At 68.3% G+C, this 12,874-nt stretch carries 12 protein-coding genes; 3 read left to right on the top strand and 9 right to left on the bottom strand.

Features of this window, described 5'->3' with window-relative positions:
- Window positions 1-109 precede the first annotated feature (109 nt).
- Entirely contained in the window at window positions 110-2,902 is a 2,793-nt protein-coding gene (locus AC1DGC_RS14240; protein WP_449335844.1) for a bifunctional diguanylate cyclase/phosphodiesterase, read from the top strand.
- A gap of 751 nt (window positions 2,903-3,653) precedes the next feature.
- Here AC1DGC_RS14240 and AC1DGC_RS14235 read toward each other — a convergent pair.
- The 6 genes from AC1DGC_RS14235 to AC1DGC_RS14210 form a co-directional block, all read right to left on the bottom strand.
- On the bottom strand, window positions 3,654-3,953 hold the full coding sequence (locus tag AC1DGC_RS14235) for a hypothetical protein (protein ID WP_478048178.1): 300 nt from the start codon (window positions 3,951-3,953) through the stop codon (window positions 3,654-3,656).
- A 98-nt stretch (window positions 3,954-4,051) separates the two neighbouring features.
- Window positions 4,052-5,242 carry a methyl-accepting chemotaxis protein gene (locus tag AC1DGC_RS14230; protein ID WP_259202579.1) on the bottom strand — a complete coding sequence of 397 codons (1,191 nt, stop codon included), beginning with the start codon at window positions 5,240-5,242 and terminating at the stop codon, window positions 4,052-4,054.
- Window positions 5,243-5,470: 228 nt separating this feature from the next.
- On the bottom strand, window positions 5,471-6,085 hold the full coding sequence (gene hflD / locus AC1DGC_RS14225; protein ID WP_259202580.1) for a high frequency lysogenization protein HflD: 615 nt from the start codon (window positions 6,083-6,085) through the stop codon (window positions 5,471-5,473).
- Window positions 6,082-7,221: a tRNA 2-thiouridine(34) synthase MnmA gene (mnmA, locus tag AC1DGC_RS14220; protein ID WP_259202582.1), complete on the bottom strand. Its 1,140-nt coding sequence runs from the start codon at window positions 7,219-7,221 to the stop codon at window positions 6,082-6,084. The genes hflD and mnmA overlap by 4 nt, the downstream gene beginning before the upstream one ends.
- A complete protein-coding gene (locus tag AC1DGC_RS14215; RefSeq protein WP_394161871.1) occupies window positions 7,218-7,679 on the bottom strand; it encodes an NUDIX hydrolase in 462 nt (153 codons plus the stop codon). Before AC1DGC_RS14215 ends, mnmA begins: the two co-directional genes overlap by 4 nt.
- Window position 7,680: 1 nt before the next feature.
- Entirely contained in the window at window positions 7,681-8,145 is a 465-nt protein-coding gene (locus tag AC1DGC_RS14210) for a hypothetical protein (protein ID WP_259202584.1), read from the bottom strand.
- A 94-nt stretch (window positions 8,146-8,239) separates the two neighbouring features.
- Between AC1DGC_RS14210 and clpS the strand changes: the two genes are divergently transcribed.
- Complete coding sequence (clpS, locus tag AC1DGC_RS14205) at window positions 8,240-8,572, top strand: ATP-dependent Clp protease adapter ClpS (protein WP_259202585.1); 333 nt, start codon at window positions 8,240-8,242, stop codon at window positions 8,570-8,572.
- On the opposite strand, the gene AC1DGC_RS14200 is transcribed toward clpS, so the two are convergent.
- The gene (locus AC1DGC_RS14200) at window positions 8,569-9,390 is read right to left on the bottom strand and encodes an aminoglycoside phosphotransferase family protein (protein ID WP_478048177.1); all 822 of its coding nucleotides are present in this window, start codon (window positions 9,388-9,390) and stop codon (window positions 8,569-8,571) included. The genes clpS and AC1DGC_RS14200 overlap by 4 nt on opposite strands.
- A 138-nt stretch (window positions 9,391-9,528) precedes the next feature.
- Between AC1DGC_RS14200 and clpA the strand changes: the two genes are divergently transcribed.
- Window positions 9,529-11,811: an ATP-dependent Clp protease ATP-binding subunit ClpA gene (gene clpA / locus AC1DGC_RS14195; protein ID WP_259202587.1), complete on the top strand. Its 2,283-nt coding sequence runs from the start codon at window positions 9,529-9,531 to the stop codon at window positions 11,809-11,811.
- A gap of 131 nt (window positions 11,812-11,942) precedes the next feature.
- Here clpA and AC1DGC_RS14190 read toward each other — a convergent pair whose 3' ends face one another.
- Window positions 11,943-12,314: a hypothetical protein gene (locus AC1DGC_RS14190; RefSeq protein WP_478048176.1), complete on the bottom strand. Its 372-nt coding sequence runs from the start codon at window positions 12,312-12,314 to the stop codon at window positions 11,943-11,945.
- A gap of 218 nt (window positions 12,315-12,532) precedes the next feature.
- On the bottom strand, window positions 12,533-12,751 hold the full coding sequence (gene infA / locus AC1DGC_RS14185; RefSeq protein WP_005409596.1) for a translation initiation factor IF-1: 219 nt from the start codon (window positions 12,749-12,751) through the stop codon (window positions 12,533-12,535).
- Window positions 12,752-12,874 lie beyond the last annotated feature (123 nt).

The raw sequence follows: 12,874 nt of genomic DNA, 5'->3' as shown, positions 1-12,874 counted from the left end.
GTGGCGTCCGGTTTGGGGGCTGCGCGCGGTACGCGGCTCAACTATCCGCGGAATCCGCCGCTAACGATTGCGTTCCCGGCTGTCGGGTGCGTTATCGGAGTCTTACCGCGTGGACCAAGGGATTATCGCGAGTCTGCTGCAGCATCCACTGGCGTCGGCCTTGGTCATCCTGGACCGGGCGGGGCGCCCGCTGGCGGCCAACCCGGCCGCACGCGAGCATGGGTTGCCGGCAACCGTGGCGGCCTATGGCGAGCTGCTCGAAGACCTGCGCCTGCTGGCCGCCGATGGGGGCCTGGTGCCCTGCCAGCTGCCAGGCGGCCCGCGCGGGCGCTTCGACGGCTGGATGCGCGCGGTGCACGACCCGGACGGCCACCTGCTGGCCTTCACCCTCAGCGTGCCCGAGCCGGTGGCCAACTATGCCGGCAGCCGCTGGGAGCTGGCCCTGGACCATGCCGGCCACGGGTTGTGGGATTGGGACGTGCCCAGCGACGCGGTGACCCGGTCCCGGCGCTGGGACGGCCAGCCGGCCCCGACCGAGGAAACCACCCGCGGCGACGCGGCCGCCGCGCTGCTCGCCCCGATCCATCCCGATGACCAGCCGGCCGTACGCGCCGCGCTGGACGCGCACCTGGGCGGGCAGGGCGAGGTGTACACCGCCGAGTACCGCGTGCGCCATCCCGAGGGCGATTGGCGCTGGGTGCTGGACCGCGGCCGGGTGGTCGCCCGCACCGCCGATGGCCAGCCCCTGCGCATGGTCGGCACCCATACCGACATCCAGGCGCAGAAGCAGATGGAAGCGCTGCTGCTGGAGCAGCAGGTGCACCTGCGCGAAGCCCAGCGCATCGCCAGCATGGGCAGCTGGTCGTGGAACCCGGATGATCGCCAGTTCTGGTGGTCGCCGGAGTTCCGCGCATTGCTCGGCGTGGGCGACGACCCGCTGACCGGGCGCCGCCGCTGGCTGCGCCGCCTTGAACCGCGCTCGCGCAGCCTGCTGCGCCACGCGTGGCGGCGCATGCTGCACGATGGCAAGCCGGCCACCCTGGAACTGGAACTGCCGCGCGAACGCGAAGGCGCGCTGCACCTGCGCCTGTGGATGCAGCCGCTGCTGGGTGCCGACGGGCGCATCCAGCGCCTGCTTGGCCAGGTCCAGAACATCACCGAACAGCACCAGACCGATGCGCTGATCCGCTGGCGCACCGAGCTGCTCAACCGGGTCTCGGCCCTGGGCCGCATCGGTGGCTGCGAGATCGAGGTCAGCACCCGCCACATGCAGTGGACCGAGGAGTGCTACCGCATCCACGGTCTGCGCAAGGAGCCGATCAGCCTGGACCAGGCGCTGGCGCTGTACACCCAGGACTCCCGCGATGCGTTCGAGGCCGCGCTGGCCAGGATCGCCGACGGCGGCCTGCCCGAGCAGCTGGACCTGTGCTTCTACCGCCAGTCCGGCCTGCGCATCTGGGTCCAGGTGCTGATCGAGCTGGACCGTCGCGACGGCCTGCCGACGCGCTTCGTGGTGCTGTTCCGTGACATCACCCGCGAACGCGAAGCCAACGAGCGCATCGAGCTGCTGGCCCACTACGACCTGCTCACCGGGCTGCCCAACCGCATGCTGCTGCGCGAGCAGACCGCCGATGCGATCGAGGAGGCCCGCGATCGCGGCGCGCCGCTGGCGATGCTGTTCATCGACCTCGATGGCTTCAAGACCATCAACGACACCTTCGGCCACGCCACCGGCGATGCGCTGCTCAAGGCCGCGGCCGCGCGCCTGCACCAGAACCTGCGCAACGCCGACCTGTTCGGCCGTTTCAGCGGCGATGAGTTCATCGTGGTGCTTCGCGACCTGGCCGAGCCGGAAGATGCCGGCCACGTGGCGCGCAAGCTGATCGCCTCGCTGGCCGAGCCGCTGCAGCGCGGCGAGACCACGCTCAAGGTCGGCGCCAGCGTCGGCATCGCCATGCTCGACGAGGGCCGTGGCGACTTCGACTCGCTGCTGCGTGCCGCCGACGCCGCCATGTACGCGGCCAAGGAAGCGGGCCGCAACACCTACCAGTACTACAGCCAGGATGCGTTGATGCGGATCCAGCGCAAGCTGGAGATCGAGCACGCCCTGCTGGGCGCGATCGAGCGGGAGGAATTCACCCTGGCCTACCAGCCGCTACTGCACGCCGCACATGACCAGCCACCGGCCATCGAAGCGCTGCTGCGCTGGCATCGGCCTGGCATCGGCTACTGCAGCCCGGCCGAGTTCATCCCGATCGCCGAGAAATGCGGCGAAATCGTCCGCATCGGCGACTGGGTACTGACCGAGGCCTGCCGCCAGGCGGCCGCGTGGGACGCGGCGGGCCTGCAGTTCGACCGTGTCGCGGTCAATGTCTCGGCCGTGCAGCTGCGCGATCGTGGATTTGCCGAGCGGGTGATCGATATCTGCCACGCGCACGGCTGGCCGCCGCAGCGGCTGGAGCTGGAACTCACCGAATCGGCCCTGATCCGCGACACCGACGTCCTGCGCCATTGCTTCGACGTCCTCGAACGCCACGGCGTGCCGCTGGCGGTGGACGACTTCGGCACCGGGTTCTCCAACCTGCATTACCTCAACCGCTTCCCGGTCGGCCGCCTCAAGATCGACCGCAGTTTCGTCCAAGGCATGCTGCACGACACCGGCACCGCCGAAGTCACCCAGGCGATCGTCCACCTCGGCCACGCGCTGGGCATGAAGGTCGTCGCCGAAGGCGTGGAGACCGAACAGGAAGAGGCCATGCTGCGGCGCCAGGGATGCGACGAAATCCAGGGCTACCTGTATTCCCGCCCCCTGACCCCGCGCGACCTGGCCCAGTGGCTCAAAGCCGGCGGCGCCCAGATGGCCCCCCGCGACGCCCTGGTCGCCCTGACCCACGCCGTCTGACCACGCCCACCGGGTAGAGCCGAGCCACGCTCGGCTGCCCTTGATCCGCCCCAATCGGGTAGAGCCGAGCCACGCTCGGCTGCTCTTGATCCGACCCAATCGGTAGAGCCGAGCCATGCTCGGCTGCTCTTGATCCGCCCCAATCGGTAGAGCCGAGCCATGCTCGGCTGCTCTTGATCCGCCCTAATCGGTAGAGCCGAGCCATGCTCGGCTGCTCTTGATCCGGTCTCCCCATGCCAAGCGGCGCCTGGTTTCAGGCCGGATGCCGGCACGCGTATTCCCAAACGTTTCGTATTGGGCAGGGGGCGCACGCGAGTGCTGTGTGGGGTGCGGTGCGGTGCGGTGCCGAGCATGGCTCGGCACTACCGGGCGTGCGATSTCTGTGGGGTGYGGTGCCGAGCATGGCTCGGCACTACCRGGGAYGCGATGGCATCGGTAGAGCCGAGCCATGCTCGGCTGCTCTTGATCCGGTCTCCCCACGCCAAGCAGCGCCTGGTTCCAGGCCAGATGCCGGCACGCGTATTCCCAAACGCTTCGTATCGAGCAGCGGGCGCACACGCATGCTGCACGGGGTGCGGTGCCGAGCATGGCTCGGCACTACCGGGYGTGCGATSTCTGTGGGATGTGTTGCCGAGCATGGCTCGGCACTACCGGGCGTGCGATCTCTGTGGGATGTGTTGCCGAGCATGGCTCGGCACTACCGGGGTGCGATGGTATCGGTAGAGCCGAGCCATGCTCGGCTGCTCTCCGCTCAGCGTTCGCGCGCGGCCTTGGCGGCGGCCTCGCCGCTCAACCCGAGATCCCAGGCCAGCCCGGCCAGCGCCGGGTCGACCGGGGCGGGCAGGGCGCACTCGGCTGAGCCGTTGCGGTCGGCCAGCCGTGCCAGCTCGGCCTGCGCCAACTGCTCCAGTCGCCCGATCAGGGCGAGGCCCCGCAACGGTTCGGCCATCGGGGCTGGAGGGGCCTCGGCACGCGCGGCCGGCAGACCGTCCACGTCGGGGAGGGCGCCAGGCGACGGGGAGGCAGGGCTGGGGGAGGCAGTCAACGACATCGGGCGATCATCTGCAGCCAGGACGAGTGTTGGAAGCACAACGGCCCCGGGGAAACCGGGGCCGTTGCTCGTGCCGCAACCGGCACGCGTCATGTCGATCAGAACAGCTCGACCGCGCCAGCGGCCATGCTCTGCTGGGCCACCGCCTTGTGCGGCGGACGCTCCCACTCGCTGCGCATTTCGCGCAGGCGGCTGCCGGTGCGCTGCAGGGCGTTGACCACTTCCTCGTCGAAGACGCCGCCATTGCGGTGCAGCAGTTCCTGCAGCGCCACCGCTTCACGGTTGATCGCGGTCAGGCGGTCCAGGTGGGTATGCACCCCGCCCAGGGCCTGGGTGGCGATGTCCTCGAACTGCAGGGCGCGCACCGCTTCGGCCACGCTGCTGTCGATGGCACGACCGCACTCGGAGATCTCGCGCATGCCGTCGCCCAGCGAAGCATTGATCTGGGCCACGTTGTCCAGCATCTGCGCCGCTTCATGACGCGCTTCGCGGGAGCGGTCCATGTCGCGCGAGGCCATGTTGGAGACGGTCTCGCGAACCTTGGCGATGGCGTCCTTGGAGCTGTGCGCCAGCTTGCGGATCTGCTCGTTGAAGGTGGTCGAGCGCTCGGACAGGTTGCGCACCTCGTCGGCGACCACCGCAAAGCCGCGACCGGCTTCACCGGCACGCGCCGCTTCGATGGCCGCGTTCAGGGCCAGCAGGTTGGTCTGGTCGGCGATGGATTTGACGTCTTCCAGCAGCGCGAAGATGCCATCCAGGTGCTGGGCCATCTGGTCGATGTGCTGCACGGTATTGCTGCTCTGGCCGCTGACCTGTTCCAGCGCCTCCACCAGCTGCTCCATGCGATGGCTGGCATGCTGGGCGAAGCGGGCCACGTCGACGCCGGCGCCGCCGTCTTCACCGGCACGATCGACGATGCGGGCCAGGGCCTGGCTCTGCTGGCGCGACTTGCGGTTCATGGCGTCGAAACTGCCACCCAGGCCGCTGACCGCATGGCGGATCAGGTCACGGGCGCGTTCGACTTCGCCGCGCGAGCCGTCCACTTCGTTGGCGACGAAGGAGCGCAGCTCGGTCAGCAATTGGTCCTGCTCACGCAGGATGCGGGCGTGCTCGGGGGAGCGCTGGGTCTGTGCCCGTGCGGTCCACCAGGCAAACCCGAGCCAGCTGAGCGTCATGGTGGTCAGGATCGCCCAACGCAGGGCGGCTGGCCATTCGAAGCCGATGGCGAAGGGGAGGAGCAGGGTCAGGACCAGGGGGGCGGCCAGACGGATGAAGATGCGTGAGTACATGGACGTTCTCGGGAAGTGCACGGTTGATGTATCGGCCGTACCCCCGTTTGCTTTAGTGCTGCACTGCACATTCCCTCGAAAAACCTCCCCGCGGTAGCGCCACCGCGTGGGGGGCTGCGGGATCCCCGACCGCCCGACCCAGCCACCCATGGGGTGGCTCTACACGCGTCGATCAACGCTGGAGCCACCCCATGGGTGGCTCCACGCCGCCCGCCCCGTCGCCGTGCATCAGCGCAGCTGCCGGTCCACCGCCTCGATCATCGCCTTGCGCGAGAACAGGAAATCCCAGTACTGACCGCCGGTCTGGCGCCACAACACCGCCGAGCGCACCGCCGCCAGCAGCAGGGCGCGGATCTCGGCCACGACCCCGGCCTGGCCCAGGTAATGCGGGTTGCCCTGGACCATCACCCGCGGCTTGAGGTTGCTGATGGTGTCCGCGTACAGCCCACCCAGCGCGGCCAGCACGTCCGGATGGGCGCTGTCGCCCAGCTCGGTGGCCTGGCGCTGGGCGCGCGCGATGCCCTGGCTGACCTTGTCCACCACCGCGTGCTCGCGCACGAAGCGGCGTTCCAGCTGCAGCACCGCCAGCGCCAGACGCGGCAGCGCCTCGTCCTGGCCCTGGCTGCGGAAATAGTTGTGCAGCAGGCGCAGCCCCGAGGCCACGTTGGCCGGGCTGCCGTAGATGGCCTGGGGGCTGTCGGCGTCGATGCGGAACACGCTGTCGATCGCCGTGCGCACCACCGCTGCTTCGGAATGGCCGGTCTCGGCGATGCGGCGCACCTGCTGCAGGGCCTGGGCAATGCCGGCCAAGGCAAGAACGCGGTCGTCGACGGAAAAACTCATGCAGCAGATACCTCGAAGGGAGAAGGAACGGTCCGCAGCCGCTGTTCCAGCGGCGCATCGGTGGCGGCGATCACCGCGCCACCCAGGCAGACCTCATCGTCATACAACACCAGCGATTGACCGGGGGTGACGGCGCGTTGCGGGCGGTCGAAACGGACCAGCAGCGTGCCATCGTCGTTGACCTGTACCTGGCAGGGCTCGTCCGGCTGGCGGTAGCGGGTCTGGGCGGTGCAGGTGAAGCGCCGCGCCGGGGGCGCCCCGGCGATCCAGTGCGCCGCCTCCGAGTGCAGCCGGGTGGACAGCAGCCAGGGGCTGTCGCGGTCCTGGTCCACGTAGAGGATGTTGCTGGTCACTTCCTTGCCGACCACGTACCAGGGCGCGGCCGGCCGGCCGCGCACGCCGCCGATGTTCAGGCCTTCGCGCTGGCCCAGGGTGAAATAGAACACGCCGGGGTGCTCGGCGATCAGGTTGCCCTCCGGGTCGCGGATCTCGCCGGTCCGGGCCGGCAGGTAGCGCCCCAGGAACTCGCGGAAGTCGCGTTCGCCGATGAAGCAGATCCCGGTGGAATCCTTCTTGGCGTGGGTGGGCAGCCGCGCATCGCGGGCGATCCGGCGCAGGTCGTTCTTCTGCAGGTCGCCGATCGGGAACAGCGTGGCGGCCAGCTGGGCCTGGCCCAGCTGGTGCAGAAAATAGCTCTGGTCCTTGCTGCGGTCGGCACCGCGCAGCAGCGCCCAACGCCCAGCCACCTGCGCCACGCGGGCGTAGTGACCGGTAGCGATGCGCTCGGCGCCCAGCTCGCGGGCCGCGTCCAGGAAATGCTTGAACTTGACCTCCCGGTTGCACAGCACGTCCGGGTTGGGCGTGCGCCCGGCGGCGTATTCGGCCAGGAAATGCTCGAACACGCCCTGCCAGTACTCGCTGGAGAAGTCGCGGAAATGGAACGGGATCCCGAGCAGGCCACACACGGCCACCGCGTCGCGGCGGTCGTCCTCGGCGCGGCAGTCGCCGCTGCCGTCGTCGGCCCAGTTCTGCATGAACAGCCCGGCCACCGGCTCGCCCTGCTGGACCAGCCGCCATGCGGCCACCGAGGAGTCCACCCCGCCGGACACGCCGACCATGATCCGTGGCGTGCTCATGCGATGTCCTTCACCAGTGCCAGCGGGTGGCGCTGGCCGCCAAGGAAGTCCTCGACCACCTGGCGCACCAGCGGGCTGCGCAGGCGCGCCGGATCGGCCCGCAGTTCGGCCGGGGTCAACCACAGCGCGCGGATGATCCCCGTGTCCAGCGCCCGCGCCGGATCGTGGGCGACCGGGGTGGCGGCGAATGCAAAGCGCAGGAAGGCGGTGCCGTCCGGCGCGGTCCACTGGTAGACGCCGATGAAGGCGGTCAGACGGACCTCCCAACCGGATTCCTCCAGGGTTTCACGCAGGGCGGCCGCGGCCAGGCTTTCACCCGGCTCCAGGTGGCCGGCCGGCTGGTTCAGCACCCGCTGGCCGTCAATAAGCTCTTCCACCAGCAGCAGGCGCCCGTCATCGACCACGACCGTGGCGACGGTGACATGCGGCGTCCAGCGCGGGTCCTGCACGGCATTCACGTCAGTATTCGTCCGCGTGGGTCAGCTCGGCTTCCATCGCATCGGCGGTGCGCATGGCCGCATCGATGGCGTCGCTGAGCACGTCCTTGTTGGCGTTGGCATCCACCTTGACCACGAACATCGCCAGCTGATCCTGCTTGACCCACGCGCCCAGCTTGGCGTCCTGCGAGTCTTCCAGCAGGCGGTTGGCCACCGCGGCCGGGAACTGCTTGTCCGGGGAGGTGTAACCGGGCGACCAGATCTCGCGGATCCGGTGGCTGCCGTACTCTTCCACCGTCGAGCGCACGAAGACCAGCTGGCTGCGGTCGTCGCCGGCGTCGAAGACCAGCTTGTAGTCGCCGTCCTCATCGATCTCGTAGGGGTACTCGAGCTGCTTGAGTACCTTGCCGACGGCCTTGTCCGGTTCGGCTGCGTGCGCGCCGGACACGGCAGCGGTCAGCAACAGCGCGGTGACGATCCTTTTCATGAAAACCCTGTGAAAGTATGGGTGGGGGTGATTGTGAAGCATGCAGATTGTGAAGGTCGACAGAGGCAACGTCCAATCCCGCTATAATGGAGCGATGCCCCGCGAGCCCTCTCAAGAACCCCACCACGATCACGGCGTCATGCTGGAACCGGCCCGGCCGGAGGTGGCACCGCCGCCGTTCTACCAGGTGATGCTGCTGAATGACGACTACACCCCGATGGATTTCGTGGTGACTGTCCTGCAGAGCTTCTTTGCCATGGACCTGGACAAGGCTACCCAGGTGATGCTCCACGTGCATACCCGCGGTCGCGGCGTGTGCGGGGTGTTCACCCGGGAAGTCGCCGAATCCAAGGTCGCCCAGGTCAACGAATTCTCGCGCATGAACCAGCATCCGCTGCTGTGCACGATGGAAAAGACCGGCGCCTAGTCCGTGCGTGCGCCCAGGCGCTGCAGTGCCAGCCTCGCCACGGCCAGGTTGACCGCCGCCGGGTCCCCGTCGGCCAGGAACCCTACCGCCGACAACCCGGCGCTGGCCGCGATCCAGCGCAGCAGGCGCGTGCGTTCCAGCCCCGCCAACGCCCCCACCTGGACCAGCCGCCGCTCGAACACGGCGTCGCGGGTGGCCACGTGGATACCCGGGCCGCACCGGTCCGGGTTGCAGAACAGCACCGTGTAGTCGAAGGCCCGGTCCCCCAGCAGCCGCTTGGGGTCGATCGCCAGCCAGCCGCGGTCGCCGCCATCCAGCACGTTGTCGTGATGCAGGTCGCCATGCAGGGGGCGGATGTCGATCTGGGTGGCAAGTACCGACTGCGCCAGTGATCTGCACTGTTCCAGCAATGGAGGCAGGCGGATGGGTGGGGACAGCAGATCGGCGAACCAGGTGTGCAGGTCGACCAGCCCGGCCGGCGCCGGGCCGCGGGGGCGATGCAGGCGTGCGGCCACCGCGCACAGGATCGCGGTGGCCTCGGTATCGCCGCCGTCGATGGACATCCCGCGCAGGCGGTGGCCCGGCACCACGCGCTCCAGCAGTACCGCCGCCTGGTCATGCGCCAGCAGCCGCGCCGCGCCATCGCCGGCCCACCAGCCCAGCAGGCGGTGGCCGTTGCGCTCCTCCTTCGCCGTGCTGATCTTCAACATGGCCGCCGTGCCGTCGGGGAGGCGGACCGGCCATAGCCGGGCATGCGGCGTGGCGATGACGTCGCCATCACACGCAAGCTGCCATTTCGTGAGCGGTAGTTCGGGCATGATGAGGTCGCTGGAATGGCCTGGGGAATCCGGGGTAGCGGTGGACTGCTAACGCCGTCTGAACGCACCGATCCGCTAGGGTGATGGAAATTGAGCAGCTAGGCCGCATATTGTTTCCACCTGCCGCCGGAGTAGAACATGTTCAGTAAAGACCTCGAACACACCATCGGTCAGTGCTACAAGCGCGCCCGTGAGGCCCGGCATGAGTTCATGACGGTGGAACACCTGCTGCTGGCACTGCTCGACAACCCGTCCGCCCAAGCCGTGCTCAAGGCATGCGGGGCCGATGCGGAGCGCCTGCGCCAGGAGCTGGAACAGGCCATCGAGGCCTCGGTCTCGCGCCTGGCCGAAGATGACGGGCGCGATACCCAGCCCACGCTGGGCTTCCAGCGCGTGCTGCAGCGTGCCGTCTACCACGTGCAATCCTCGGGCAAGAAGGAGGTCACCGGCGCCAATGTGCTGGTCGCCATCTTCGGCGAGAAGGACTCCCACGCGGTCTACTACCTCAACCAGCAGGACGTGACCCGGCTGGATATCGTCAATTATCTCTCGCATGGCATCGCCAAGCTGGGCGAGGACGGCGAAGTGCCGCCGGCCGCCGACGGCGAGGGCCGCGCAGAGGGCGGCGAAGGCGAGGGCAAGGGCGACGCCCTGGCCGAATTCGCCAGCAACCTCAACGAGGCCGCGCGCAACGGCCGGATCGACCCGCTGGTCGGTCGCGCCGACGAGATCGAGCGCACCATCCAGGTCCTGTGCCGCCGCCGCAAGAACAATCCGCTGTACGTGGGCGAGGCCGGCGTGGGCAAGACCGCCATTGCCGAAGGCCTGGCCAAGCGCATCGTGGAAGGCTCGGTGCCGGACGTGCTGGCCGACGCGATCATCTACTCGCTGGACCTGGGCGCGCTGGTGGCCGGCACCAAGTACCGCGGCGACTTCGAGAAGCGCCTCAAGGGCGTGCTGACCGCGCTGAAGAAGATGCCCAACGCGGTGCTGTTCATCGATGAGATCCACACCATCATCGGTGCCGGCTCGGCCTCGGGCGGCACGATGGACGCCTCCAACCTGATCAAGCCGGCCCTGGCTTCTGGCGAGCTGCGTTGCATCGGCTCGACCACCTTCCAGGAATACCGCGGCATCTTCGAGAAGGACCGCGCGCTGGCGCGGCGCTTCCAGAAGATCGACATCGTCGAGCCCACCGTGGGCGAAACCTACGAGATCCTGCAGGGCCTCAAGCCCAAGTACGAGGCGCACCACGGCGTGACCTATGCCGATGACGCGCTGCAGGCCGCGGTGGACCTGTCGGTCAAGCACATCGGCGACCGTCTGCTGCCGGACAAGGCGATCGACGTGATCGACGAGGCCGGCGCCCGCCAGCGGCTGCTGCCGGAAGGCGAGCGCAAGGAACTGATCGACATCGAGGAGATCGAGACCATCGTCGCCAAGATGGCCCGGATCCCGGCCAAGCAGGTCAGCGCCACTGACAAGGATGTGCTGCAGCACCTCGAGCGCAACCTGAAGATGGTGATCTTCGGCCAGGACCCGGCCATCGAGACGCTGTCCTCGGCGATCAAGCTGGCCCGCTCGGGCCTGGCCAACCCGGAGAAGCCGATCGGCAACTTCCTGTTCGCCGGCCCCACCGGGGTTGGCAAGACCGAGGTGACCAAGCAGCTGGCGCTGCAGCTGGGCATCGAGCTGGTCCGCTTCGACATGAGCGAGTACATGGAGCCGCATTCGATCAGTCGCCTGATCGGCGCGCCCCCGGGCTATGTCGGCTTCGACCAGGGTGGCCTGCTCACCGAGAAGATCGTCAAGACCCCGCACTGCGTGCTGCTGCTGGACGAGGTGGAAAAAGCCCACCCGGACATCTTCAACATCCTGCTGCAGGTCATGGACCGCGGCGTGCTCACTGATACCAACGGGCGCGAAGCCAACTTCAAGAACGTGGTGCTGGTGATGACCACCAACGCCGGTGCGGCCCAGGCCTCGCGCCGTTCGATCGGCTTCACCCGCCAGGACCACGCCACCGATGCGATGGAGATCATCCGCAAGAGCTTCACGCCGGAGTTCCGCAACCGCCTCGATGCGGTGGTGCAGTTCCAGCCGCTGGGCTTCGAGCACATCCTGCGCGTGGTGGACAAGTTCCTGATCGAGCTGGAGATGCTGCTGCAGGAAAAGCACGTCAGCCTGTCGGCCACCCCGACCGCGCGCGACTGGCTGGCCCGCCACGGCTTCGATCCGCTGATGGGCGCCCGCCCGATGGCACGCGTGATCCAGGACAAGGTCAAGCGCCCGCTGGCCGACGAGCTGCTGTTCGGCAAGCTGGTCAACGGGGGCCGGGTCAGCATCGACGTCCGCAACGACGAGCTGTTCGTGGAAACCCAGGCCGAGCCGGAACGGCGCCTGCCTGCCACGGTGGAATAAGCCACCCCTGCGCCACGACCGTTGGTCGTGGCGCGGGCTGCTGGCCGGTCACGGCCGGGGTCGTGACGCTGCCGCTGCACGTGAGCCAGCCCCGCAAGGGGCTTTTTCATGCCCGCTTGATCGCTCGGCGATCAGCGCCGGGCACGGGCGCGCGTGGCGAATTCCTGGGCGGTGATCAGCTCCACGCGGCTGATGTCGCACGTCTGTGTTTTCGTGCGCAGGCTGCTGATGCCGCCACTGCAGATCTCGCCCGCGCGGTCGGGGGTCACGAACGCCAGTTTGGGTGACTGCGCGGCGCTGGTGCAGCTGCTGTTGAAGCGCACGATGTAGTGCTGGTCACCATTGCGCAGCAGCACGTCGCTGTTCGCGTTGGCGCGCACGATCTGCTGGTCGGCGCTCAGGGTGATGCAGTCGGCCGCGGGCGCGGCGGCCGGCTCGGCGGCGTGGGCAGCAACAGCGGTGCAGGCGACAACGAGCAGGCTCAGCAAGGACAGGGTCTTCATGGCGGGGGCCAGCGGTGGCGATCCGGAGTGGACCGGCAACCAGCGTGCGCGCTTGCCCGCCAGGGCGAATCTGCAGCAAGGCAGCCTGACCGATGTCAGGGTGCACAGGGTCAGGGTGCCGCTTGGCAGGGGCGGCCGCTTTTTCGCGCCCACGCAAAAAGGCCAGCTCCTGGCTGGCCTTCTGGCGGGGCTTCTGTGGGGAAGCCGCCCCGAACCGCTTACTTCATGCGGTACGTGATACGACCCTTGGTCAGGTCGTAGGGCGTCATTTCGACCTTGACGCGGTCGCCCGTCAGGATGCGGATGTAGTTCTTGCGCATGCGGCCGGAGATGTGGGCGATGATTTCATGCCCATTTTCCAGTCGGACGCGGAAAGTGGTGTTCGGCAGCGTCTCGCTGACGGTGCCTTCGAACTCGATGGAGTCGTCTTTCGACATGTAGTCCTGTGCAGTTCTGTAAACGGCCGAGCTGGCCTTAAGAGCGGGCATTTTACGCGCTCTTCCCCCTGGATGCAAAGTTTGTGTTAATCGGGCACGTTCAGCGGTCCCAGGCAGTGCCGG

It is taken from the genome of Stenotrophomonas sp. 05N37, from assembly GCF_056397365.1.
Note: the sequence above shows the minus strand (reverse complement) of the source record. Positions and strands in the feature narration are given on the sequence as shown.

Coding starts and splice junctions, on each gene's coding strand:
- AC1DGC_RS14235 (WP_478048178.1), bottom strand. CDS start 3,953: ATGTCGTTGACTGCCTCCCCCAGCCCTGCCTCCCCGTCGCCTGGCGCC.
- AC1DGC_RS14230 (WP_259202579.1), bottom strand. CDS start 5,242: ATGTACTCACGCATCTTCATCCGTCTGGCCGCCCCCCTGGTCCTGACC.
- hflD (WP_259202580.1), bottom strand. CDS start 6,085: ATGAGTTTTTCCGTCGACGACCGCGTTCTTGCCTTGGCCGGCATTGCC.
- mnmA (WP_259202582.1), bottom strand. CDS start 7,221: ATGAGCACGCCACGGATCATGGTCGGCGTGTCCGGCGGGGTGGACTCC.
- AC1DGC_RS14210 (WP_259202584.1), bottom strand. CDS start 8,145: ATGAAAAGGATCGTCACCGCGCTGTTGCTGACCGCTGCCGTGTCCGGC.
- clpS (WP_259202585.1), top strand. CDS start 8,240: ATGCCCCGCGAGCCCTCTCAAGAACCCCACCACGATCACGGCGTCATG.
- AC1DGC_RS14200 (WP_478048177.1), bottom strand. CDS start 9,390: ATGCCCGAACTACCGCTCACGAAATGGCAGCTTGCGTGTGATGGCGAC.
- clpA (WP_259202587.1), top strand. CDS start 9,529: ATGTTCAGTAAAGACCTCGAACACACCATCGGTCAGTGCTACAAGCGC.
- AC1DGC_RS14190 (WP_478048176.1), bottom strand. CDS start 12,314: ATGAAGACCCTGTCCTTGCTGAGCCTGCTCGTTGTCGCCTGCACCGCT.
- infA (WP_005409596.1), bottom strand. CDS start 12,751: ATGTCGAAAGACGACTCCATCGAGTTCGAAGGCACCGTCAGCGAGACG.